The sequence below is a fragment of the Marinobacter sp. BSs20148 genome (assembly GCF_000283275.1).
Classification (GTDB): Bacteria; Pseudomonadota; Gammaproteobacteria; order Pseudomonadales; family Oleiphilaceae; genus Marinobacter; species Marinobacter psychrophilus.
In genome coordinates this window covers 2,849,120-2,873,030 of sequence record NC_018268.1, presented here as the reverse complement: position 1 = coordinate 2,873,030, position 23,911 = coordinate 2,849,120, and the positions used below count along the sequence as shown (strand labels likewise).

Annotated in this window: 26 protein-coding genes; 14 read left to right on the top strand and 12 right to left on the bottom strand. The window is 55.3% G+C overall.

The window, feature by feature from the left end; translation table 11 throughout:
• Positions 1-227: 227 nt before the first annotated feature.
• The 7 genes from MRBBS_RS13030 (at position 228) to MRBBS_RS13000 (ending at position 9,493) form a co-directional block, all read left to right on the top strand.
• Positions 228-1,268, top strand: coding sequence for a rod shape-determining protein (locus MRBBS_RS13030; RefSeq protein WP_041635632.1), 1,041 nt, complete (start codon positions 228-230; stop codon positions 1,266-1,268).
• 35 nt (positions 1,269-1,303) lie between these two features.
• Positions 1,304-2,194, top strand: coding sequence for a rod shape-determining protein MreC (gene mreC / locus MRBBS_RS13025; protein ID WP_083847060.1), 891 nt, complete (start codon positions 1,304-1,306; stop codon positions 2,192-2,194).
• Positions 2,194-2,670: a rod shape-determining protein MreD gene (gene mreD / locus MRBBS_RS13020; RefSeq protein WP_014871991.1), complete on the top strand. Its 477-nt coding sequence runs from the start codon at positions 2,194-2,196 to the stop codon at positions 2,668-2,670. The genes mreC and mreD overlap by 1 nt, the downstream gene beginning before the upstream one ends.
• Before the next feature lie 20 nt (positions 2,671-2,690).
• Positions 2,691-3,296 (top strand): Maf family protein, encoded by a 606-nt coding sequence (locus tag MRBBS_RS13015; protein WP_014871990.1) that lies wholly within the window; start codon positions 2,691-2,693, stop codon positions 3,294-3,296.
• The gene (rng, locus tag MRBBS_RS13010) at positions 3,293-4,783 is read left to right on the top strand and encodes a ribonuclease G (RefSeq protein ID WP_014871989.1); all 1,491 of its coding nucleotides are present in this window, start codon (positions 3,293-3,295) and stop codon (positions 4,781-4,783) included. Before MRBBS_RS13015 ends, rng begins: the two co-directional genes overlap by 4 nt.
• 100 nt (positions 4,784-4,883) lie before the next feature.
• Positions 4,884-8,543 carry a YhdP family protein gene (locus MRBBS_RS13005; RefSeq protein WP_227497516.1) on the top strand — a complete coding sequence of 1,220 codons (3,660 nt, stop codon included), beginning with the start codon at positions 4,884-4,886 and terminating at the stop codon, positions 8,541-8,543.
• 107 nt (positions 8,544-8,650) lie between these two features.
• Positions 8,651-9,493, top strand: a complete 843-nt coding sequence (locus MRBBS_RS13000) for a carbon-nitrogen hydrolase family protein (protein WP_014871987.1) — start codon at positions 8,651-8,653, stop codon at positions 9,491-9,493.
• A 40-nt stretch (positions 9,494-9,533) separates the two neighbouring features.
• On the opposite strand, the gene yjgA is transcribed toward MRBBS_RS13000, so the two are convergent.
• The 12 genes from yjgA to MRBBS_RS12940 form a co-directional block, all read right to left on the bottom strand.
• On the bottom strand, positions 9,534-10,058 hold the full coding sequence (gene yjgA, locus MRBBS_RS12995; protein ID WP_014871986.1) for a ribosome biogenesis factor YjgA: 525 nt from the start codon (positions 10,056-10,058) through the stop codon (positions 9,534-9,536).
• Positions 10,059-10,141: 83 nt separating this feature from the next.
• Positions 10,142-11,503: a magnesium transporter gene (gene mgtE, locus MRBBS_RS12990; protein ID WP_014871985.1), complete on the bottom strand. Its 1,362-nt coding sequence runs from the start codon at positions 11,501-11,503 to the stop codon at positions 10,142-10,144.
• Positions 11,504-11,564: 61 nt separating this feature from the next.
• Positions 11,565-11,834, bottom strand: a complete 270-nt coding sequence (locus MRBBS_RS12985; protein ID WP_014871984.1) for an HPr family phosphocarrier protein — start codon at positions 11,832-11,834, stop codon at positions 11,565-11,567.
• A gap of 7 nt (positions 11,835-11,841) precedes the next feature.
• The gene (gene rapZ / locus MRBBS_RS12980) at positions 11,842-12,726 is read right to left on the bottom strand and encodes an RNase adapter RapZ (RefSeq protein ID WP_014871983.1); all 885 of its coding nucleotides are present in this window, start codon (positions 12,724-12,726) and stop codon (positions 11,842-11,844) included.
• 52 nt (positions 12,727-12,778) lie between these two features.
• Entirely contained in the window at positions 12,779-13,246 is a 468-nt protein-coding gene (gene ptsN / locus MRBBS_RS12975; RefSeq protein ID WP_014871982.1) for a PTS IIA-like nitrogen regulatory protein PtsN, read from the bottom strand.
• A gap of 85 nt (positions 13,247-13,331) precedes the next feature.
• Positions 13,332-13,631, bottom strand: a complete 300-nt coding sequence (hpf, locus tag MRBBS_RS12970; protein ID WP_041635292.1) for a ribosome hibernation promoting factor — start codon at positions 13,629-13,631, stop codon at positions 13,332-13,334.
• 43 nt (positions 13,632-13,674) lie between these two features.
• Positions 13,675-15,267 (bottom strand): RNA polymerase factor sigma-54, encoded by a 1,593-nt coding sequence (locus tag MRBBS_RS12965; protein ID WP_014871981.1) that lies wholly within the window; start codon positions 15,265-15,267, stop codon positions 13,675-13,677.
• A 169-nt stretch (positions 15,268-15,436) separates the two neighbouring features.
• On the bottom strand, positions 15,437-16,162 hold the full coding sequence (gene lptB / locus MRBBS_RS12960) for an LPS export ABC transporter ATP-binding protein (RefSeq protein ID WP_014871980.1): 726 nt from the start codon (positions 16,160-16,162) through the stop codon (positions 15,437-15,439).
• Positions 16,140-16,727, bottom strand: coding sequence for a lipopolysaccharide transport periplasmic protein LptA (lptA, locus tag MRBBS_RS12955; RefSeq protein WP_041635291.1), 588 nt, complete (start codon positions 16,725-16,727; stop codon positions 16,140-16,142). Before lptA ends, lptB begins: the two co-directional genes overlap by 23 nt.
• On the bottom strand, positions 16,711-17,328 hold the full coding sequence (gene lptC / locus MRBBS_RS12950) for an LPS export ABC transporter periplasmic protein LptC (RefSeq protein ID WP_083847058.1): 618 nt from the start codon (positions 17,326-17,328) through the stop codon (positions 16,711-16,713). The genes lptA and lptC overlap by 17 nt, the downstream gene beginning before the upstream one ends.
• Positions 17,325-17,933, bottom strand: a complete 609-nt coding sequence (locus tag MRBBS_RS12945) for a KdsC family phosphatase (protein WP_014871977.1) — start codon at positions 17,931-17,933, stop codon at positions 17,325-17,327. The genes lptC and MRBBS_RS12945 overlap by 4 nt, the downstream gene beginning before the upstream one ends.
• Positions 17,933-18,913 carry a KpsF/GutQ family sugar-phosphate isomerase gene (locus MRBBS_RS12940; protein WP_014871976.1) on the bottom strand — a complete coding sequence of 327 codons (981 nt, stop codon included), beginning with the start codon at positions 18,911-18,913 and terminating at the stop codon, positions 17,933-17,935. The genes MRBBS_RS12945 and MRBBS_RS12940 overlap by 1 nt, the downstream gene beginning before the upstream one ends.
• 235 nt (positions 18,914-19,148) lie before the next feature.
• Between MRBBS_RS12940 and MRBBS_RS12935 the strand changes: the two genes are divergently transcribed.
• From MRBBS_RS12935 to murA, 7 genes are all read left to right on the top strand, one after another.
• Positions 19,149-19,958 (top strand): ABC transporter ATP-binding protein, encoded by an 810-nt coding sequence (locus MRBBS_RS12935; RefSeq protein WP_014871975.1) that lies wholly within the window; start codon positions 19,149-19,151, stop codon positions 19,956-19,958.
• Positions 19,955-20,737, top strand: a complete 783-nt coding sequence (gene mlaE, locus MRBBS_RS12930; protein WP_014871974.1) for a lipid asymmetry maintenance ABC transporter permease subunit MlaE — start codon at positions 19,955-19,957, stop codon at positions 20,735-20,737. Before MRBBS_RS12935 ends, mlaE begins: the two co-directional genes overlap by 4 nt.
• A gap of 27 nt (positions 20,738-20,764) precedes the next feature.
• Complete coding sequence (mlaD, locus tag MRBBS_RS12925) at positions 20,765-21,214, top strand: outer membrane lipid asymmetry maintenance protein MlaD (RefSeq protein ID WP_014871973.1); 450 nt, start codon at positions 20,765-20,767, stop codon at positions 21,212-21,214.
• A gap of 35 nt (positions 21,215-21,249) precedes the next feature.
• On the top strand, positions 21,250-21,912 hold the full coding sequence (locus MRBBS_RS12920; protein ID WP_014871972.1) for a phospholipid-binding protein MlaC: 663 nt from the start codon (positions 21,250-21,252) through the stop codon (positions 21,910-21,912).
• Entirely contained in the window at positions 21,912-22,253 is a 342-nt protein-coding gene (locus tag MRBBS_RS12915) for an STAS domain-containing protein (RefSeq protein WP_014871971.1), read from the top strand. The genes MRBBS_RS12920 and MRBBS_RS12915 overlap by 1 nt, the downstream gene beginning before the upstream one ends.
• A 118-nt stretch (positions 22,254-22,371) precedes the next feature.
• Positions 22,372-22,614, top strand: coding sequence for a BolA family protein (locus MRBBS_RS12910; protein ID WP_007352402.1), 243 nt, complete (start codon positions 22,372-22,374; stop codon positions 22,612-22,614).
• Between the two features lie 29 nt (positions 22,615-22,643).
• Positions 22,644-23,906 carry a UDP-N-acetylglucosamine 1-carboxyvinyltransferase gene (murA, locus tag MRBBS_RS12905; RefSeq protein WP_014871970.1) on the top strand — a complete coding sequence of 421 codons (1,263 nt, stop codon included), beginning with the start codon at positions 22,644-22,646 and terminating at the stop codon, positions 23,904-23,906.
• Positions 23,907-23,911: the final 5 nt, after the last annotated feature.

Sequence of the window (23,911 nt, the reverse complement as noted above, 5' to 3'; positions counted from 1 at the left end):
GCATTGGTGTCGGCTATTATCAACCTAATCAATGTCTAATTGCTGACTCTCGTCAAACCACAAGGCATTCAAAGCGGTATTTTGCTCCGTAAGTGCATGACGGTTCGTTCATGCTGGGGTAGGTCATTTGCTTTTGCGAAGGCTGCGCCTTGCCTGTGCGTGGGGGCGCTGCTAAAGTTGCCGAATCTTTTCGCAGCCGCCACTCTCAGGTTGAAACTACACGAATGTTGATTAAAAGACTCCGAGGATTATTCTCTAGCGATCTGTCCATTGATTTGGGCACCGCAAACACTCTTATTTACGTACGCGGTCGCGGCATTGTATTAAATGAACCTTCCGTTGTAGCTATCCGTACCACTAATTCGCAGAAAATGGTTGCCGCTGTTGGCGCCGAAGCCAAGCGAATGCTGGGCCGCACCCCGGGCAATATAAGCGCCATTCGCCCGATGAAAGATGGCGTAATTGCTGACTTTGTGGTGACGGAAAAAATGCTTCAGCACTTTATTCACAAAGTGCATGAAAACAGCTTTATTACTCCCAGCCCTCGGGTATTGGTGTGTGTGCCGAGCAAATCCACCCAGGTGGAACGCAAGGCCATTCGCGAGTCGGCGATGGGTGCGGGTGCGCGCGAAGTGTTCCTGATAGAAGAGCCTATGGCGGCAGCCATCGGTGCCGGCCTTCCAGTGGAAGAAGCCAGCGGCTCAATGATTGTGGATATTGGCGGTGGCACCTCTGAAATTGCCATTATTTCTCTGAACGGTATTGTTTATGCCGATTCGGTGCGGGTAGGCGGTGACAAATTTGATGAAGCTATTGTCACGTATGTGCGTCGTAACTACGGCAGCCTGATTGGTGAATCCACCGCGGAGCGCATCAAGCATGAAATCGGCTGCGCCTACGAAGGTTTGGAAGTTCGTGAAATTGACGTGCGTGGCCGCAATTTGGCTGAAGGCGTGCCGCGGGCGTTCACGCTGAACAGCGAAGAAATCCTAGATGCTCTGCAAGAGTCCTTGGCGCAAATTGTCCAGACCGTTAAAAGTGCTCTGGAACAGTCGCCACCGGAACTGGCATCTGATATTGCCGAACGCGGCATTGTGCTGACCGGCGGCGGCGCCCTGTTGCGTGGGCTGGATAAATTGATTAGCGAAGAAACCGGCCTGCCGGTGATCGTCGCTGAAGATCCCCTGACCTGTGTCGCCCGTGGTGGTGGCAAAGCGCTGGAAGTGATTGATCGCGGCGGCATTGGAATGTTCTTCCAAGAGAGCTGATCCCGTGGGGAGAACAAGTTATTAAAACCATATTCGTGCAGGGGCCGGTTCCGGGATTCCGGTTGCTGTTGATTGTGGTGTTGGCGCTGGGGTTGATTGTTGCGGATGCCCGCTTTGACAAGCTGGCAGTGGTACGCAGTTCGCTGGCCACGGGGCTGACACCGGTCTACTGGCTGGGCAACGCGCCCACTCAATTTTCGGATTGGGTTAGCAGCCTGTTCGTCAACAAAGATGACCTCAAGCGTGACAACGACGAATTGCAGGCGCGGCTGCTAATTCTGGAACGTCGTGCTCTGAAATATGCCGCTCTGGCCTCCGAAAATAATGAACTGCGCCGCCTGATGAATTCCTCTGAAGTGCTCGACGACCGCGTTATAGTTAGCGAAGTTGTGGGCGTTTCGCCTGACCCATTTGCCCATGAACTGGTCATCAATAAAGGCCGCAGCGACGGTGTTCAAGAAGGTCAGGCGATACTGGACGCTGGCGGCCTGATGGGGCAGGTGATTCAGGTCAGCCAGATAACCGCTCGCGTTTTGTTGGTATCTGACAGCAGCCATGCGGTGCCGGTAGAAGTGGTGCGCAATGGCCTGCGGGCTATTCTGCTGGGCACCGGTAAAGCTAACAGTCTGGAACTGGTGCACGTTCCGGATACGGCCAACATTCGTGAAGGTGATTTACTGGTGAGTTCCGGCTTGGGCGGGCGTTTCCCCCGCGGCTATCCAGTCGCTAAAGTGAGCCGGATCAGCAAGGAACCTGGCGAACCTTTTATCACTATTGAAGCCACACCCACCGCCAAACTCAATCAGAGCCGTATGTTGCTGGTTGTGTTTCAAGCTCTAGTCTCCGACAACAAACGTTTAGAAAATGAGCTTGATCCTGAGAAAAGCGGCACGAGTGCGGACGATCGTTTGCAGGAGAAACGCTGATGCTGTCTGTGATTAGCTATCCGGTGTTTGCTCTGTCGGTGCTGCTGGCGCTGACGCTGAGCATTGCTTCGGTACCTTCTGGGTGGCTGGAGTTTCGCCCCGAATGGCTGGCGTTAATGGTGTTTTACTGGACCGTGCGTGCGCCTGCGCAATTTGGCGTTTTCCTCGCTGCCGCTCTGGGTCTGTTGCTGGATGTGCTCGAGTCAACACCGCTGGGTGTGAACGCCATGGCCATGGCGGTTGTGGCGTTTCTGGTTCTAACCGTACACCAGCGCCTGCGCATGTACCCATTGCCACAACAGTGCGCCATTGTGTTTCTGCTGCTGGGTATTAATCAGATGGTGGTGCACGTTATCAAACAGTCTCTGGGGGCAGATAATACCGGTTTCGGGTATTTGTGGCCGGCGCTGACCAGCGCGGTAGTTTGGCCCTTCCTGAGCCTGGTGTTGGACAACATAAATCGCCGACTGGGCTAGGCCCGCACAAGAGGCAGTCAATGCAGACACTGATACTGGCTTCGGCTTCTCCACGCCGCGCCGAATTATTGCAGCAAATTGGTGCACTCTTTGATGTGTGTCCTGCCGCTATTGATGAAACCCCTCGCCCCGCTGAGCCTGCCGCCGACTATGTTGAACGCATGGCGCGAGAAAAAGCGCTATTCGTGGCTGCTGCCGCGCAAGCCGGTGCATTGGTATTGGGCTCGGACACCTCGGTGATAGTGGACGGCGTTATTTTGGGGAAACCCGCTGACGCTGCCGATGCGAGGGCCACACTGGCAGCGTTGTCTGGGCGCACACACCAAGTGCTCACCGCCGTAGCGCTGGCAAGCGCGGATGGCTGCCGTTCTTGTCTGGTAACCACCAACGTAAGTTTTTGCACTCTAACGGAGGCACAAATTAACGCCTACGTCGCCACCGGTGAGCCCATGGACAAAGCCGGCAGTTACGGCATTCAGGGCCTTGGCGGCATGTTTGTTGAACAATTGCAGGGAAGTTACAGTGCGGTGGTGGGTTTACCGCTTCAGGAAACCGCGGCATTGCTGAGCACAGCAGGCTATCCTGTGTGGAACCAGTGGCCATGCAGTAAGGAGCGCCAATCATGAGTGAAGAAATTCTGATCAACGTAACACCGGTAGAAACCCGTGTTGCGCTCGTTGAAAACGGGATGTTGCAGGAAGCCTACATCGAACGCGCCAGCCGCAAAGGTATTGTCGGCAACATTTACAAAGGCAAAGTGGTGCGGGTGCTTCCGGGTATGGAAGCCGCGTTTGTTGATATCGGCCTTGAGCGTGCGGCCTTCATTCACGCGTCTGATGTGGTTACCAGTCAGCCAGGTAGTGATGACATCAGCGACGGCCCCCGTGTGGTGCCAGATATTCGCACCTTGCTGCGCGAAGGTCAGTCGCTGGTGGTGCAGGTCACTAAAGATCCTATTGGCACCAAAGGCGCACGCTTGACCACCCAGCTTTCAATTCCTTCCCGCTATCTGGTTTTTATGCCGGGCGTTAATCACATTGGCATCTCCCAGCGCATCGAAGACGATACCGAACGTGCTCGGCTCAAGGCGATTGTAGATGGAGCCGCCTCAGAGCAGGCGTCCTCCGTGGCTATTCAGGGCGGCTACATCATCCGTACCGCCGCAGAAGCCGCCAGCGCAGATGATCTGACCGCCGACATGAAATATTTGCACCGGCTTGGCCAGTCTATCAACGAGCGTATGGAAAAAGTTCAGGCGCCAGCGGTGATTTATCAGGATCTGCCGCTGTTTATTCGCACCATTCGCGATCTGATTCGTCCTCAGACTGAAAAAGTGCGCATCGACAGCCGTGAAAGCCATCAGCGGGTGATGGAGTTTGTGCACGAGTTTGTTAGCGAGTTTGCTGACAAAGTGGAGTATTACCCGGGTGAACGCCCGATTTTTGATCTGTATTCGGTAGAAGATGAAATCCAGAAGGCCCTTAGCCGCAAAGTGCAGCTAAAATCCGGCGGCTATGTGATCATCGACCAAACCGAAGCGATGACCACGATTGACATCAATACCGGGGCCTTTGTTGGCCACCGCAATCTTGAAGAAACCATTTTTAAAACCAACCTGGAAGCGGCTCGTGCCATCAGCCGCCAGCTGCGCCTGCGTAATCTGGGCGGCATTATTATTATCGACTTTATCGATATGGACGACGCCGAACACAAACGCCAGGTGCACCGCATGCTGGAAAAAATGCTCGAAAGGGACCACGCCAAAACTAAAATTACCGGGGTATCCGAACTGGGCCTGGTGGAAATGACCCGCAAGCGCACCACCGAATCTTTGGGCCAGGTGCTATGTGAGCCCTGCCCGATCTGCGACGGCCGTGGCTTTTTGAAAACGGGTGAAACGGTGTGTTATGAAATTTTTCGCGAAATATTGCGGGTGAATCGCGCTTATGACACCGAAAGCTATCTGGTAATGGCGTCGCAAAGCGTTGTTGACCTGTTGGTTGATGAAGAGTCGGATAATGTGGCCGATCTGGAAACCTTCATCTGCAAAACCATTCGCTTTCAAGTCGAACCTTTCTACAGCCAGGAGCAGTATGATGTTGTGCTGTTGTAAGCTTGCTGCTGGCAACCGGTGTTTGGGGTAAGGCTCGGTGTCAAAGCAGGAATCTCCGCCCCCGGCCCCGAATTCCTTGCCGCTGCGCTGGTTAGCGAGTTTGTCTGCGCTGGTATGGTGGCTGGCGCTGGCTTTGTTGCTGCTGTTAGCTCTTTATGCCGGTTTGGGGCGCCAGTTGACTGCGGACATGAACCAGTACCGCGATACTTTGCAAACCCAGCTGTCGGAACAGCTGGGCTACACAGTCAGCATTGCTGAACTGTCAGCGCGCTGGTATTGGCTAAACCCGGAATTCAGTGCAAAAGATGTGATAGTCACAGAAACCGGCCTGGACGAGCCTTTGGCCTACCTGAGACATCTGCGAATGCGGGTGGATTTTCTGGCCTCGGTGTTGCGTTTGCGCCTGGTGCTGGAAAAGTTCGAGGCTGACGGCCTGGATCTGACCCTGCGCCAGAAAGTGGCTGGCCAGGTGGTCCTTGCCGGCAGCGGTATTGAGGTTAGCGACAATTCGTTGCAACGCTTGGTCGCTTTGGCCGAACGCTGGCTTTCAAAACCTTTTGTCCGCATCACACGCATTCAGCTAGCCGTTACCGACAGCAGTGGAAACCTGCGTCAACTGGACATTCCGCAACTTGATCTGCTTTATCAGCGCGGTCTTTTCCGCGCTTCCGGCCGCGCCATGCAAGCCGGCACCAATCAGCAATTGGCCAGTTTTCGCCTGGTAGGCCGGCGCTTTCTGTTGGGTCAGTTCACCGGTCAACTATACGTAGACGTTGCTTCCGGGCGCCTTTTTGATGGTTTGATCGACGACTATCGCTGGCGTGATATGCGGGTAGAAGGCTTTGATGTGGGCGGCCAGGCCTGGCTCAGCTTTCGTGACGGCCAGTTGGAGCAGGTCAACGGAACTTTGCGCACTCCTTACTTGCAATTGGGTGTCGGCGCCATGTCGCTGGCTCCGCTGGAAGACATTCGCGCTCGCTTTGGATGGCGCCGCGACGAGCAAACGCCCGGCGGCATCGGTGAATGGCACCTGCGGCAGTTGCAATGGCGTTGGAACGGCGATCAGGTGTCGCCATTCAGCGCACGACTAACAACGCTGCCCAGCAGTTCTGCCGAGGCCGGTACTGAATCCGCTGGTTTAAGATTCGTGGCTGATGCGCTCCCCCTGCGGCCATTGCGCCGGCTTGTGGCGGCATTGCCGCAGCTTGCCCGAGCGGCGTTGGACGACTACAAACCCGCAGGCTTTCTGGATGCTGTGAGGTTGGACATACCCCATGCGGACCCAGCCGATTTTCAGCTCAGCGCCCGGCTGCGCGATGTCAAAGTTAACGCACACAACGGCGCGCCGGCTGCCAGCCATGTGCAAGGGCACATTTACGTTGACCGCCGTGGCGGCTACGTGGATACCTATGCCGCAGAGCAGCCGGTAGAAATAGAGTTTCCTGAACTGTTTTCGGCACGCTGGCAGTTTCCCCGCTTCAAAGCCCTGGTAGCCTGGCAGATTGACGGTGCTCTGATACGGGTTTTTTCTGAAGGCATGCGCCTCGGTTTTGGTGAGCAGACCGAGTTAATTGGTGGTTTTGATCTGCGCCTGGATCAGCACGGCGATGACAATCTGGGTTTGCAGGTACAGATTGAGAACGGTGACGCTGCAATGATTGCGGACCTGGTGCCAGAGTACGCCGTAGCACCGGAGCTCTATAAATGGTTGACGACCGCCATTGAGGCCGGCGGGATTTCCTCTGGCGCTTATTACGGCCACGGCCAGATTGGCGCTGGGGCGCCAGCGGAGTCGTTTATGTCGGCTATGTGGTACCAGTTTGAAGACGCCATTTTGCGCTATGACTCAAAGTGGCCGGCGGTGACCGGCGCCCGCGGCCGGGTGGAAGTTCATAACGGCTCGGCGGTGGTCAGTGTAGAACAGGCAAATAGCGGTGGCTTGCAACTTAGGCCGAGCACCGTGCGGCTGGTGACTGATAACGAAAGCCCCGTGGTGAGCGTTAACATAGCGGCTCAAGTGCCCGCGAAAGCCGTTGACCTGTGGATGAAGGACAGCCCACTGGGAGAGGTTGTCGGCGACGGTCTAAGTCAGATTTCGTTTACCGGCAGTGCAGATTTAAATCTGGCTTTGCGCTTACCCTTAAATCAGCCCCGGCAATTTTCAGTGGATGCCCTGGTGGCGGCCAGCGATGTTGGTTTGCAACATCTGCCTTCAGGCCTGAAATGGACGCAGATTCGCGGGCAGGCCCGGTATCGCAGTAAACAGGGTTTCAGCGGCGCTCCGATGCAGGGCGTGTTTGAGGGCCAGCCTGTCACCATAGGTTTCGCCAGTAACGAACCGGACGGGGTAACCGTTACCCAGAGTGGCCAGTTGGGTGCTGAAGCCCTGAGGCAATTAGTGGGTGTAGGCACTGACGCCAGTTACGGCATCAGTGGAGCGTTAACCTACAGCGCTGATCTGGTTCTTATGGCGGCTAGTCCGCCGGAGTTGGAACTGTATTCAGACTTACGCGGGCTGGCTATAGACTGGCCAGGGTCGCTCGAAAAAGCGACGACCGAGACCGCGCCTTTACGCCTGACTCTGGATTCGTCAGTAAAAGACGGCGTGGCATTTGGAGTGAATTGGGAAAATCGTGGTCATGGCTATGTGCGTTCACTGGACACCGGGTTTGATGCCCGTGTGGATTACCTTCAGCTTGGTAGCAGTCGATTAAGTGATATAAACATCAGTGCTCTGGATCTGGACAAGCAATGGACAGTGCGATTGGACTCAGACCTGGTCAGCGGGCGCATAGAGGTTCCGAACGACGGCTCTGAGTTGACGGTGGATTTACAACACCTGAACTTGCCTCGTAACGATTCGCAGGACCCAGCACCCAGTGCAGCGGCGAGCGTTGACTCAGGCGCTGCGGCCGAACTGCGGCCCCAAGACTGGCCTTCCGCGAATGTTCGCATAGCTCAGCTCGCCCTGGCCGGCGAGCCACTGGGGCAATGGTCATTCTTGCTGCGCCCCCAGGCTGGTGGCGTAAGCATCGAGTCCATTGAGGGCAAACTGGAATCCCTGGCGCTGGCGGGTGAATTCAACTGGCTGTTGCAAGGGCAAAATCAGGTTAGCCGTTTTAAAGGTAGCGTTACGGGGGGGCAACTGGCGGAACTTGGTGGGTTGTTTGGTGCGGATGTACCTCTTGAGAACCTTGCGACCAATATTGAGCTAGCGCTGGAATGGCCAGGTCGCCCGGACCAGTTCGGGCTCAAGCAGCTGAGCGGCGATATCAGTATGACCCTGGAAGACGGTGTGATTTTGCAACAAAACAACAGCGCTCAGCTGTTTCGTGTGTTCAACCTGCTGAACACCGATACCCTGTGGCGTAGGCTGCAGTTGGATTTCTCCGATTTGTATGAACGCGGCGTAGCGTTTGATGCGCTTTCCGGCAAGGCGCAGATTGCTAATGGGCTGCTAACCCTGAACCCCGAACTGCAAATTGTGGGTCCTTCTGGCGCCTTTAAACTCAGCGGCACCACCGATATGGCTTCTGAGAGCCTGGACATGCGGTTGGTCGTGGTGGTGCCGCTAACTCAGAATTTGCCTTTGGCGGCGTTGCTATTGGGGGCAGGAGCGCCAATTGGAGGTGCTCTTTTTGTACTGGATAAAATACTGGGCGATCCGTTAAGCAAGCTGACCAGTGCCAGTTATAAAGTATCTGGTACTTGGGACGAGCCCAAAACCAACTTGCAGGGTGTGTTCGGCGCAGGTAACTGAACCCTGCTGCGGTTCGGGTTCATAATCGCGTTGGTCATGTGCACAGGAGTAAGGTGCGTGTCAGTAACAATTACGTTATTTGGCGATAACAATTAAGGAGTGTGGTGATGACACAGCAATCCCCGGCGCTTGTGGCGGCTCTGCAAATGGTCAGTGGGCACCAACTTCAGGATAACCTGAACGCTGCTGCGGCACTTTTACAGAAGGCTGCGGAGGCGGGCGTAAAGGTGGCGGTGCTGCCGGAAAACTTCGCAGTGCTGGCCAGCGACCAAATGCTTCCCTGCGGGCAGCAGGAGGCTGGTAGCGAAAGCATTATTCGAACTTTTCTAGCACAACAGGCGAAAACCCTGAAGGTTTGGATTGTAGGCGGTTCATTGCCGTTGGCTCTGCGCCCGGATGGGTCGGTCATTGCTGATCGGGTGCGAGCCAGTTGCCTGGTGTTCAATGACCGGGGCGACGAAGTGGCGCGCTATGACAAAATCCACCTGTTTGATGCCCAGGTGGACGATGCTCACGGCCAATACCGCGAGTCGGATACCTTCGAAGCGGGGGACCAGGTGGTCACCGTGGACACGCCAGCCGGGCGCCTGGGACTGGCGGTTTGTTATGACCTTCGCTTTCCGGAGCTGTTCCGCGCGCTGCGTGATAAAGGCGCTGACTGGGTATGCCTGCCCAGCGCCTTTACCTGGAAAACCGGAAATGCCCACTGGCACGCGCTGATTAGGGCGCGTGCCATTGAAAATCAGCTATACGTAGTGGCGGCCGGGCAAGGCGGGCACAACAGCAGTCAGCGCCGCACCTACGGCCACAGTCTGATTTGCGACCCCTGGGGCAGTGTACTGGCTGAGGTCAACGAGGACGGCCCCGGGATGGTGACCGCAGCTTTGGACAAACACTGGCTGGATCAGCTGCGCCAGCAAATGCCGGTATGGAGTCATCGCCGCCTGTAACGGCCGTTACGCAAGCGGTTGGAACCGCTTGCGTAACGGCTTACATTTGCTCGTTGGCGTCAATGCACTCGCGCAGGTAGCGGAACAGTTTTCGGCCGTGGCTGGCGCTTTGCGGCTTCTGCACTTCATTGCGGGCATTTCGTGCCAAATTGCGCAAATGCTGGATATCCGAATCCGGGCAGTGGCTCAAAAACTCGCCAATAATGCTATCGCCCTCGGTGATGATACGGTCGCGCCAGCGTTCAGCCAGGTGATGGCGGCGTGTGTGCTCTACACTGCCCGCGGAGAACGCGGTGATAGCGGCCTGCAGTGCTTCGGGGTCAGGCTCCTGACGGATGATCTTGCCAATGTATTGCAGGTGCCGGCGCTTGGCTTCGTTTTGGCGAATGCGGACCGATTCGTCGATGGCGCGGCGCAGCGTGTCGCTGATTTGCAGGCTATCGAGCTGCTCATGGTTTAGCTCCAGCATTTGCTTGCCCATGCTTTGCAGCGCGTGCATCTCGCGCTTGAGCTGGGACTTGCTGGGGCCGTCGTATTCAAACTCTTCTTCGTTATGATCAATCATTAGATTACCGGTTACTTAGGTGTAAAAAGCTATTCAGATGTAAAAATTTAGTTAGATGTAAAGAGCATCGAGATGTAAAAAGCTCAGGCATAAAAAAGAGTCGCCAGGCCCAGAAAGGACACAAACCCGACAACGTCGGTGACGGTGGTTAGGATCACACCGCCGGCCAGTGCAGGGTCAATATTACGCGACTTCAGAAACAACGGTAACACGGTGCCCACCAGGGCTGCAGCGACAAGGTTTATCACCAGAGCTGCGGCAATAATAGCGCCCAGCATAATGTCCCCGAACCACAGGGTCGCCGCGCCGGCCACCACCAACGCCCAGAGCACGCCGTTCATTACACTCACCAGAAACTCGCGGTTTAACAACCAGCCTACATTGGCGCTGCTGATCTGACCAACGGCCATACCGCGGATGACCAGTGTCAGGGTCTGGCTGCCGGCAATGCCGCCCATACTGGCCACAATGGGCATCAGCACCGCCAGTGCCACAACCTTGGTGATGGTCTCTTCAAACAGACCGATCACGCCAGAGGCGATAAACGCGGTCATTAAATTAATGCCCAGCCAAACCGCGCGCCTGCGCGAGGTTTTCCATACCGGCGCAAAGGTATCTTCATCGTCATCCAAACCCGCCATCCGCATCAGCGAGTGATCAGCATCCTCGCGGATAACATCGACCACGTCATCGATGGTGATGCGGCCCAGCAGTTTGCCATTTTCGGCGACCACCGGCGCCGAGATCAGGTCATAGCGCTCAAACAGGATGGCAACCTTGGTATCTGACAAAGTCACAGGGATGGGCTCAATATCGGTGTCCATCACTTCACGCACGGTGGCGGCAGGGTTCGATACTAGCAAGGAAGTAACCGGGAGCATGCCGATAAATTCATCGCGACGGCTGACCACAATCAGGCTGTCGGTCATGGGTGGCAGGGTGCGGTGGCGGCGCAGATAACGCAGCACCACGTCAATGCTGATGTCCGGGCGCACCGTAATGGTGTCGGTGTTCATTAAACCGCCGGCGGTGTCTTCGGGGTACGACAGTACCTCCTCCACACGCTGGCGGTCTTGTTCGTCCATGGTGTTCAGAACTTCCTGAATCACCGTGTCGGGGAGCTGTTGAAGCAAGTCGGCCAGATCGTCCGACTCAAAGTCTTCAATCAGATCAGCCAGCTCCTGAGCGCTGAATTTGCTTAGGAAATCGCCCCGAATGTCTTCGTTTAGATACTGAAGGACTTCGCCTTCAAGTTGTTTGTCGACCAGATTCCACAGCAGCGACCGTTGCCGCGGGGGCGATGATTCCAGCAGGTGGGCGATATCACTGGGGCTGAGGCCGCCATTGAGGATGCGTGCGACTTGTTTCAGGGCGCCACTGTCCAGCGCTTCGCCTAATGAGCGAAGTCGCTGGCGTGCCTGGCTTTTTTCCAGAATATCGGTCATGGCTTATCCGCGGTCAGAAAACGGCTGTATTATAGCGGACTTGCAGGCGCTGCGTGAGCGACTACTCGCCCTCGCCAAAGTAATCATTGATCAGTTCTGTCAGCGCGATAATGGCCTGTTGCTCGTCTTCACCGTCGGCAATCAGTTCAACTTCCGTGCCCTGGCTGGCGGCCAGCATCATTACCTGCATGATGTTTTTTGCATCCACTTCACGGCCTTTTCCAGCGATTCTGACCTTGCTTTGGTGGGCAGACGCTGTGGCCACCAGTTTGGCCGTTGCGCGGGCGTGCAGACCCAGTTTGTTGATGATAAACAGCTGGCGGCGGATCATGGTTGAATCAGGCGTCCTGTACGGTTTTCAGGTGCAGTAGTTCGGAGTGACGTACTTGCACGTTATTGCTGTGCTGGCGGAAGTGGGCGCCCATTTGCTCGCAGACGTAAACCGAGCGATGCTGGCCGCCGGTGCAGCCAATGGAAATAGTCATGTAGCTGCGGTTGCTGTCGGCAAATGCCGGTAGCCACGAGGTCAGAAAAGCGATGATTTCCTGCACCATTTTTGCGCTCATGGGTTCGTTTTCCAAAAACTTGATCACCGGTTGGTCCATGCCGGTAAACTTGCGCAGAGAGGTGTCCCAGTGGGGATTGGGCAGGCAACGCACGTCAAATACGTAGTCTGAATCAACCGGTACGCCGTGCTTGAAACCGAATGACTGGAACAGCAGCGCCAGTTCTTGGTCTTTGCGGCCGACCACCCGCTGTTTGACCATGTCCCGCAAATCGTACATGCCCATGCCAGTGGTGTTGATGTAAAGGTCAGCCAGATTCGACAAGGGTTCCAGCAGTTTTTTTTCCGAGCTGATGGCTTCGCGCAATGACGTGTGATCGTCGCTCAGTGGGTGCTTGCGTCGGGTAGCATGAAAGCGTTGCAGTAGAGATTGCTCGTCGGCGTCTAAAAATATGATTTCAGCACTGATGCCTGTGTCCTTCAGGCGTCGGTGAATATCTTCGAAATTGGCCAGCTCACCGGACAGGTTGCGCGCGTCTATGCTCACCGCCATTTTGTGCAGGCGGCCGGCGGGCTCTTGTGCGGCCGCTTCTCTGGTCAGCGGGAACAGCAGGCCAATGGGTAGGTTGTCGATGCAGTAAAAACCCAGATCTTCAAGAACGTGCAAGGCGGTACTTTTACCCGATCCGGAACGGCCGCTAACAATAATCAGTTTCATCGTCAATAACCCTTTGATTGCGAACGGTCGAAGTGGATCAGGCCAAGACAGACTAGCGTCCGGAGGTCATGCGCTGAAATAGGGTAATGGCATCTTCCGACTGGCGCAGGCGGTCACAAAAAGCCCGATCGTTGAATTTTTCTGCAAGCTGACTAAGCAGCTCAAGATGCTCGCTGGTGGCTTCTTTTGGTACAACCAGAGCAAACACCAAATCTACCGGCTGGTTGTCAATTGCATCGAAGTCCACGCTCTCGCTAAGGGTGACGAGCAGGCCAATAACGTGCTCCAGGCCTTCCAGGCGGCAGTGAGGAATGGCGATGCCCTGGCCGATCCCGGTGGACCCCAGGCGCTCGCGGGCAATCAGATTGCTGAATATCTGAGTGTCGCCCAAGGTGGCGTTATGCAGGTGAATCTGCTCTGCAATAAACTCAAGAACCCTTTTCTTGCTGGACGCTGGCACGTTGCAAAGTGTCAGTTCCGGGGCAAGGATGGTTTCTATTGTCAGGGATGTCTCGCTCATGGGTCGACGGTACTTCCATTAAAAAAAAGGCTGCGGCATGGTGCCATGCCGCAGCGCGTGAAGCGTTTACGCGTTGTATCCGGTGTTAGTTACCGTGCATCCGGGATACTTGCTTTTCTTTGTGCTTGAGAATCTGGCGGTCCAGTTTGTCCACCAGAGCGTCAATAGCTGCGTACATGTCTTCGCTTTCTGCCTTAGCGTGCAATTCGCCACCACTAATATTTACGGTAGCTTCGGCTATCTGGCGCAATTTTTCCACCTGTAGAGTCACATTGGTGTTACTTATCTGGTCGAAGTGGCGCTCCAGGCGCTGGAACTTTTCGTTCACGTACTCTTTGAGTGCTTCGGTCAGTTCGACATGATGGCCAGAAATATTGAGTTGCATAGGCTTCTCCTGCTATCGCATGGGTGTTGTTAGGTCGGTGTTGCTACACCAGTCGCTTTCTTTCGTTCGATGGAGGTATTTGCAGTGCCTCCCGGTATTTGGCCACGGTACGCCGCGCCACTTGGATTCCCTGTTCCCCAAGCATGGCGGCAATCTTGCTGTCGCTCAACGGTTTTTTGGAGGTTTCGACGGCTATCAGTTTTTTTATCATGGCGCGGATGGCGGTTGAAGAACATTCTCCGCCAGCATCGGTACTGACATGGCTTGAGAAAAAATATTTGAGCTCAAAAATGCCGCGAGGTGTGTGCATGAACTTCTGGGTGGTTACCCGGGAGATGGTAGATTCATGCATTTCTACGGCTTGGGCGATTTCCGAAAGGATCAGCGGCTTCATAGCTTCTTCCCCCTGGTCTAGAAAACCCTGTTGGTATTCCACAATACGGGTAGCCACTTTTAGCAGCGTTTCGTTGCGGCTTTGCAGACTTTTGATGAACCATTTAGCCTCTTGTAACTGATCCCGCATGTAGGTGTTGTCAGCGCTGCTATCGGCACGCTTTATCAATGAAGCATAGCTGGCATTGACACGAATGCGCGGTGCAATTTCTGGGTTCAACTCTACCCGCCAGCGCTCGTTGCGCTTGTACACAATCACGTCTGGAATTACGTAGTCCGGTTCGGTTTGGTCAATCACATTGCCGGGGCGCGGGTTCAGGCTGGTAATCAGCGCCAGTACCTGTTTTAGCTGGTCTTCTTTGAGGCGGCTACGGCGCAGCAGTTGGGCGTAGTCACGGTTGCCCAGCAGGCTGATGTAGTGGGTGATGACCATGCGCGCCTGAGAAACCCAAGGGGTGTCTGGTGGCATCTGGTTCAGCTGGATTAGAAGGCATTCCTGCAAGTCGCGACCAAACACACCGGGTGGGTCAAAAAACTGCAGGCGTCGTAGTACCGCTTCCAGTTCATCCAGTTCCAGAGGGTCGTCGTCATGCTCGTCCTGCAGGCCGGTATAAATCTCGGCCAGCGAGCTGGTCAGGTAGCCGCGTTCGTCAACAGCGTCCATCAGGGCGTGAGCAACGGCGCGGTCGCGTTCCGTCATGGTGGTCAGGTTTAGCTGCCACTCCAGGTGATCGCGCAGGGTTTCAGTGGGCGAGTTGCGGGTTTCAAAATCGTAGTCGTTATCGTCGCCATTACTGCTGGCCGGCGCCGGCGCAGATTGGTACACGTCGTCCCAGGCCGTATCTACCGGCAGGTCGTCTGGCAAGGTATCGGGTATTTCATTTTCGCTGGCCCAGTCGGGACCGTTTTCGTTTTCGTCCCAGTCTTTGCTGGTGTCTGAAGATGTCTCTGCTGCGCTTTCAGCGGTGCCGTCCACCCCGCTATTTATCCCACTATCTATCCCACGATCGTCTGCACTGGAGTCCGTGTTTTGATCGTTGTTCGTGTCCGCGTGCGTGGATTCCTCGTCGCCGTGATCGTCGTCTTCCGGTGCTTCCAACATGGGGTTGGATTCCAGCGCCTGCTGGATTTCTTGTTGCAAGTCGAGGGTAGAAAGCTGTAACAGGCGAATCGCCTGCTGGAGCTGGGGCGTCATGGTCAGGCTCTGGCCCAGCTTGAGCTGCAAAGAAGCTTTCATTACCATTCTTGGAAATCCATTACTCGATCGGTTGGCGCGTGGCAGCCACTAAAAAAGGTTGGCTAACCGGGGTTTGCGTTCACAAGCAAGTTCTCTGCCGAGTCTACTAGAGTTCGCCGGGGAATCAACCGATTCACCTGTGGCGATGTCATCGCAAACCCACTTCTAAGGTTCATTACAACCGGAATTCGTTGCCTAGGTAGACCTCTTTGACTTGTTGATTGGCAAAAATTTCAGCGGAGCTGCCGGAAGCAATAATATGGCCGCCGGATACAATGTAGGCGTTTTCGCAGATGTCCAGCGTATCGCGCACGTTGTGGTCGGTGATCAATACGCCTATGCCTTTGTCGCGCAGGTGGCGAATGATTTGCTTGATGTCGCTAACCGAGATTGGGTCGACCCCGGCGAAGGGTTCGTCCAACAGAATAAAAGCGGGCTCCATAGCCAGAGCGCGAGCAATTTCTACCCGGCGACGCTCGCCCCCAGACAGTGCCATACCCATACTGTCGCGGATGTGATTGATGTGAAACTCGGCTAGCAATTCCTCTAACTTCGCGTCGCGTTCCGCCCGTTTCATACCTTTGCGGGTTTCCAGAATGGCCATGATATTGTCGCGCACGCTAAGTTTGCGGAACACCGAGGCTTCCTGGGGCAGATAGCCAATGCCTTTGCGGGCACGGCCGTGCATCGGCAGCGGGGTGATGTCCTGGTTATCGATCGTAATGCGGCCGTGGTCGGCCTGCACCAGCCCCACAATCATGTAAAAGCAGGTGGTTTTGCCGGCACCATTAGGGCCTAGCAGTCCGACGATTTCGCCGCTGCGAATTTCCAGCGAAACGTCAATCACCACTTTTTTCTGTTTGTAGCTTTTTGCCAGATTACTGGCTCTGAGAACGGCCATCGGACTCCTGCGTGCTGCGCGGCTGGATTGTCATTTCTACCCGGCCTGACCCGGAGCCTGCTTCGATGCTGCCTTGGGCAGTGACGACGCGGTTCACGGTATCGTAAAGAATCAGTTCACCGCGAAAAATATTGCCAGTTTGCCTGATCACTGCGTCGCGTTCAAAGGTCAGCTGCTTCTCGGCAGCAGACCAGGTTATGGTAAGGGCTTTTGCGTCGGTTTCCCCTTTTCCGTTGGCCGTGGGCTGAACGTAATGGGCCGGGGTGCCGGTGGCTTCAATGCGGTTAAGCCCATTTATGTCGCGGTAGAGCACCACCTCTTGAGCAAACAGCTTGGTATCGCCTTGCACCAGTTCAACATCGCCGGTGTAGGTTGCAACGCCTTTGGCATCGTCAAGCCTTGCTGAATTGGCGGCCACGTTGATGGGGATGTTGGAATCAAGATCAAAGGCCAAGCCTGGCGTGCTAACGAGTAAGGCCGCCAGCCCGACGCTAATGCCCAGCCTCATACCCAAGCCTGGTGCTCGGCGCCAAAAGGATGCGTTACGTTCAGTTGCCAGTTTCATAGCGTCCTTCCACCTGGGAATCAAGTTCCAGAATACGTTCATTGAGCCAGGCTTTCATGCCCGTGGCGTGGGTGGTGCCGGTGGCGTCAACGATTTCGACGGGGGCATCGGTGTACGCCATATTCGTGCGGTTATCCAGCGTCAATCTGGTCGTGCTCAAGGTGGCGCTGCGCTCACCAATCTGTCGGACAACGCGCACATCACCCTCAAGCTCCAGCTGGCTGTTGCCGTCGCGCAGTTTGCCGTGTTTGGCCGTAAGCTGCCAGGGTTCTGAACCGGGCTGGCCTTGGATTGTGGCCTGCGGTTCGGCCATGATGGCGTATCCGTTGGCCTCAAACTGCTCAATGCGAGGGCTGACAAACTGGATTTTGACGGTGCCTTGTTCGTCGTAAGAAGTGTACAGGGCGTCCACCACAAAGCTGTCGGGCTCGCGGTCACCGCGCAGTTCGCTGTCTTGTGTTGGCGTTGGCACTTCGTTGTCGCTGTGCCACAGCAGGGCAGCGGTGGCAATGAACGTGGCCAGAAGGGCCATCGTTTGCCACCTGGGGCGTTGTTCCGGCAACAGCGCAGCAAGCAGGCCGCCGCCTTTACCTAAAGTCATGGTGCGCTTCCCGCGTCGCGGACGGGCTCAATATAGGCTTCAAGATAGGGTGCAAGGGCCGTGTCGAGCTTGCCCTGGGACGCGAGAATCAGATCGCAGGCCTCGCGCACCGCGCCATCACCGCCGCGGCTTCGGGTGCAATAATCGGCGTGCTCCTGAAGCAGCCAATAGCCGTTGGGCACGGTAATGCCGAGGCCAGCGTAGCGAAGCGCTGGCAAATCCGGCAAATCGTCGCCCATATACGCAATATCACTGGCCGGGATGCCCAGCAGATCGACAATCTCCAGCAGTGCGGTGCGTTTGTCCTTGCGGCCTTGCAACAGGTGCGGGATACCCAGGTCAGTCATGCGTTTTTCGGTCAGTGGTGAACGCCTTCCGGTAATGACTGCGACCGCAATGCCTGCGGCCATCAGCTGCTTGAGTCCGAGCCCGTCGAGAATGTTGAAGGCTTTTAGCTCGTCACCGCTGGCACTGAAGTAAATTTTGCCATCGCTCATGATGCCATCCACATCTAGTGCAATCAGGCGAATGTTGGCTGCTTTGGCAAGCACGCTGGCCGGCCATTGCGGCCGGAAATTAGGGGTATCTTTTACAAGTGTGTCCATTAAATGACTCCCGCACGCAGCAGATCATGCATATTCAAGGCCCCCACCAGCTCACCGTGCTCACCGACCACTGGCAGGGCGCTGATCTTCATTTCTTCCATAATATTCAGAGCTTCTACTGCCAGTTGGTCGGCGCGAATGGTTTTGCCATTATGGGTCATCAGCTGTTCTATGGCGGTGGTGTGTACGTCTACATTTTTATCCAGGCTGCGGCGCAGGTCACCGTCAGTGAATACGCCTATCAGGAGGCCGTTACTGTCCACCACAGTGGTCATACCCAGGCCCTTGCGGGAAATTTCCAGTAGCGCACCGCTGAGGGTCGTACCTTCACTGACTACCGGAACGCTATCGCCACTGTGCATGATGTCTAGTACTCGCAGCAGCAGACGGCGGCCCAGGCGTCCCCCAGGGTGCGAAAACGCAAAGTCCTCGGCGCTAAAACCCCGCGCTTCCAACAGGGCAACGGCCAGGGCATCGCCCATTACCAATGTGGCGGTGGTACTTGATGTGGGTGCCAGGCCTAGTGGGCAGGCTTCTTTAAGTACGCTAACGTCCAGATTGGCCAATGCTTCCTGTGCCAGAATCGACTGCGGGTCACCAGTCATGCTGATCAGCGGCGTGCCCATGCGTTTCAACATTGGCAGCAGGGTGACCACTTCGTTGGTATTGCCGCTGTTGGAGATGGCGATTACCACGTCCTGGCTGGTAATCATGCCTAGATCACCGTGGCTGGCTTCACCAGGATGAACAAAAAAAGCCGGTGTGCCGGTGCTGGCCAGAGTGGCGGCAATTTTGTTGCCGATATGGCCAGATTTGCCCATACCGGTCACCACGACACGGCCGCGGCAAGCCATAATTGCCTGGCAGGCACGTGTGAATGATTCGCCAATACGCTGCTCAAGGCTGGTAATGGCATCGCGCTCGATGCGGATGGTGTTGAGCGCGGATTCTCGAAAATCCTTTGGCACTGGGTCTGTCATCCTGTTCCTGCTCTTTAAGTCTAATTCGGCTGATGGCCGAGATTTCGCCACTTGGGCTGTCATGAAGCGCCGCTTGGGCTGTCGTGAAACAGAGTATAACATTGGACAGCCGTGGGCTGTCTCTGAATGGGTTAAAACACGGCTGCGGCCAGTTCGCAAGGTGAAATTTTAGCCATAGCGGATTGAGCTTGAGTGCGTCTTGGCATAATGTAGCGGCTCTTTTAAGGGGTAGGTTATGGCAGAAGCTGCTTATATTTCCTTGGAAAACGTGGTTTTCTCGCGCTCTGGGCGGCGTGTTTTTGATGGCCTCAGTTTGCAAATTCCTCGTGGCAAGATCACTGCGATCATGGGCCCTAGTGGCACTGGGAAAACAACATTGTTGCGTCTAATTGGCGGACAGCTGAAGCCGGAGTCTGGCTCGGTTTTGGTTGACGGCCACAACATACCCAAGCTGCGGCGCGGTGCGCTGTTTCAGCTGCGGAAAAAGATGGGCATGCTGTTCCAAAGCGGGGCCTTGTTTACCGATGTGAGCGTGTACGAGAACGTAGCCTTCCCCCTGAGGGTACACACCAAACTGCCGGAAGACATGATTCGCGACATCGTTCTGATGAAGTTGGAAGCCGTGGGCCTGCGCGGCGCGCGCGACCTGATGCCCGCAGAGCTGTCCGGCGGCATGACGCGGCGAGTGGCACTGGCTCGCAGCATTGTGTTGGACCCAGAACTGATTATGTATGACGAACCCTTTGCCGGCCAAGACCCCATTGCCATGGGCGTGGTGGTGAAGCTTATCCGACAACTGAACATTGCCATGGGTCTGACCAGCGTGCTGGTGTCTCACGACGTGCCGGAATCACTCAGCATTTGTCACTACGCCTGTATTCTTTCTGACGGCAAGGTGATCGGCGCGGGCACGCCGGAACAATTGCGCGAGCACTCATCAGACAAGGTGCAGCAGTTCTTGCAGGGCAAGCCCGATGGCCCCGTACCTTTTCACTATCCGGCGCCAGAACGCGCCGTCGATTTCGGGCTGGGAGCAAAGCAATGATGGATGCGATCGCCCGCCTGGGCAAAAATACGCTGGATTTCCTGGCGTCTTTTGGGCGAGCCAGCCAGTTTTTGCTGGGCGCGCTGGCAGGCGTGCCAAAACCGGCGGTGGGCCTGCCACTGCTGTTGAAACAGATATATTCGGTTGGGGTGCTGTCACTGGTGATTGTGATGGTTTCCGGGCTGTTTATTGGGATGGTACTTGGGTTACAGGGCTACACGATTCTCAGCGACTTTGGCTCTGAGTCGGCCATTGGCCAGCTGATTGCCCTCACCCTGGTGCGCGAATTGGGGCCGGTGGTGACCGCGCTCTTGTTTGCTGGCCGCGCTGGGTCGGCGTTGACCGCAGAAATTGGCTTGATGAAAGCCACAGAGCAGCTTTCGAGCATGGAAATGATGGGCGTGGACCCTTTGCGCCGGGTGATAGCGCCGCGATTATGGGCGGGCTTTCTGAGCATGCCTATTCTGGCCCTGGTGTTTTCGATGGTGGGTATCCTTGGTGGTATGCTGGTGGGAGTGGAATGGCTGGGTGTGTTCGAAGGCTCGTTCTGGGGCAACATGCAGGCTTCGGTTGATTTTCGTGACGACGTACTAAACGGCGTCATAAAAAGTGTGGTGTTTGGCTTTGTGTGCGCCTGGATTGCGGTGTATCAAGGCTATGACTGTGTGCCAACATCCGCCGGCATCAGTTCGGCAACCACAAAAACTGTGGTGTATTCGTCGCTGGCCGTGCTTGGGCTGGACTTTATATTGACCGCCGTAATGTTCGGCAATTTCTGATGATCTGGAAATTAACAGGAGCCGGTGATGGCGCAAAGAACCATTGAAATAATTGTTGGATTGTTCGTGCTGGCAGGCATGGGTGCCATGATGTTTTTGGCACTGCAGGTCAGCGGTTTGTCATTGGCTGCGGCCGGCAGCACCTACACTGTGTATGCAGACTTTACCGATACTGGAGGCCTTGGGTCGCGGGGTAGAGTGTCAATGGCGGGCGTGCAGGTTGGTTCTATCGAGTCTATAGAGCTGGATCGAGACACGTTTAAGGCCCGTGTAACATTATCTATTAACTCCGATGTAAACAACATCCCTGCTGACAGCGCCGCGATGATACGCACGTCTGGTCTGCTGGGTGAACAATATATTGACATATCCATTGGTGGTGATCTGGAGTCCCTGCAGCCGGGTGACAACTTTTACACCACTCAGTCGGCGATGAATATCGAACGGCTGATCAGTAATTTTGCCTCTGGCCGCTAAGGCCTTTTAATAAGCACTCAATCGGAGACGCCAAGATGGCCGTTGCGCATTATCGATCCATTTTTCTGTTCGTTTTGCTCAGTCTGCTGGCTGTGTCTGTTCAAGCCGATACTGAAGAACAGTTACGAGCTTATGTGAACGACAATACCCAGCGTATGGTTGAACAGCTCAACCGGGAGCGGGGCTTATACCAAGACGACTCCGACGCGTTTTACAGCAGCATGAATCAAACGATGGACGGCTTTGTTGACTTTCGCCGCATTGCTGCCCGGGTGATGGGGCGTTATGCCCGCCAGGCGTCTCCGGAACAGCGTGATCAGTTTGTAGAAAAGTTCAAACGCAGCTTGTTTGAGAGCTATGCCCAGGCTTTAGTAGAATCGCGCAACTTTCGCATCGAGGTGCTAGGCGCTACGTTTAACCCCCGTGATGATAATCGTGCGTCTGTGGATATGCAGGTGATCACCGAAACAGGCAATCGCTATCCGGTTACCTATTCCATGTATCGCGCCAAAAACGACCAGTGGATGATGGAGAACGTGATCGTGGAAGGCGTGAACATCGGACTCGCGTTCCGTGACCGTTTCAGTCAGGAAATGGAGGCCAATCGGGACCAAGTGCAGGTGGTGATCGACGGCTGGAACGATGCGGCCGATAGCCTCAATCTGGAACAGGTCATTGACGAAAAAGCAGGACAATAATGAGCGCCAGTAACCCGCAGCCGACGCTTAATTTCAGCGACAATAACCTGACAATTGACGGCGAAGCCGATGCCATGGTCGCTGCCGACCTGCGCCAGCGCGGAGAGGCTTTGCTGGCCGGGGCCAAAGGCGACATCACCGTCGATTTGGCAAAGTTGACCAGCGCTAGCAGCTCGTTGCTGTCAGTACTTTTGTGTTGGCAACGGTTCGCCCGCGAGCGCGCGCTGAACCTGCGCTATGATAACCCTGGTGAGCGCTTGCTGGCGCTGGCCGCGCTGGCGAATCTGAATGACGCATTACCAGGGTTTTCCGCTGTCAGGCCGGGCGTAAATCCGGATTAACCGGGCAAGCATCGTTGGCGGCTAGCGTTGATGCGGATTATCCAATGCGAAGGCTGACCGCAGCTGAAGAATTAGTTACAATCCCGCCCCTTGATTTTTTACTATCTGAGGAATGTTTATGGATGTCGCCGAAATAACCACGCTGGTGCAGAATGCGCTGCCAAGCTGTGAGATTCAGGTGCAGGTTGACGGTTCACATTGCATGGTCGTGGCAGTGGGCGACGTTTTTGAAGGTTTACCAACCATCAAACGCCAACAGCTGATCAACAAAGCGTTATTTCAGATGGTTATGGATGGCACAATTCACGCTCTGCACCCCAAGGCCTTTACCCCCGCCGAATGGGCTGCGCGCCAGGGCTGATAGCCCGCAAACACAGGATACTATTCGTTGTGGATAAACTTCTGATTCACGGAGGCCGGCCGCTAGACGGTGAAATCCGTATTTCCGGCGCCAAAAACGCTGCTTTGCCGATTCTTGCTGCGACACTTTTAGCCGATGAACCGGTCACCATCAGCAATCTGCCGCACCTGCACGATGTCACCACCATGATTGAGCTGCTTGGCCGAATGGGCGTTGAGCTGATGATTGATGAGAAGATGAGTGTCGAAATTCACGCCAACACCATCAAGCACTTTCATGCGCCCTACGAGCTTGTGAAAACCATGCGTGCGTCCATTCTGGTGTTAGGCCCGTTGGTCGCGCATTTTGGCGAAGCACAGGTTTCTTTGCCTGGCGGTTGTGCCATTGGTAGCCGCCCGGTAAACCTACACATTCAGGGCCTGGAAGCCATGGGCGCTGAAATTTCCGTGGAAAATGGGTACATAAAAGCGAAAACCAATGGCCGCCTGAAAGGCGCGCACATTTTTATGGATATGGTGACCGTTACCGGTACTGAAAATCTGCTGATGGCAGCGACTCTGGCCGATGGCAAAACCATTCTGGAAAATTCCGCGTGCGAGCCAGAAGTGGTGGATTTGGCTGAGTGCCTTATTGCCATGGGCGCCGATATTAAAGGGCATGGCACTTCTACCATTGAGATTAACGGTGTGGAGCGTCTGCATGGCTGCCACCATCATGTACTGCCCGACCGAATTGAAATTGGCACCTATCTTGTGGCTGCCGCTGCTACCGGTGGCAGAATAAAACTGAAAGATACCCGCGAAGGTCTTATGGATGTGGTGTTATCCAAGCTGGAAGAAGCGGGCGCCCACATTACCAGTGGTAAAGACTGGATAGAGCTGGATATGAAGGGCAAACGTCCCAAAGCCGTCAGTATTCGTACAGCTCCCTATCCTGCATTTCCTACCGACATGCAGGCCCAGTTTGCGGCCATGAACTGTATCGCTGAAGGCACGGGCACCATTATAGAAACGGTTTTTGAAAACCGCTTCATGCATTTGCAAGAGCTGATCCGCATGGGTGCCGATATCACCATGGAAGGCAACGCGGCGATTATAAAGGGCGTTGACCATTTGACTGGCGCACCGGTCATGGCCACCGACTTGCGTGCCTCTGCCAGTCTTGTGATTGCGGGCTTGGTAGCCCAAGGCGATACGGTGGTTGATCGTATTTACCACATCGATCGCGGTTACGAATGCATCGAGGAAAAACTGCAGTTGCTGGGTGCCAGCATTCGCCGTTTGCCGGGTTAAGTAAC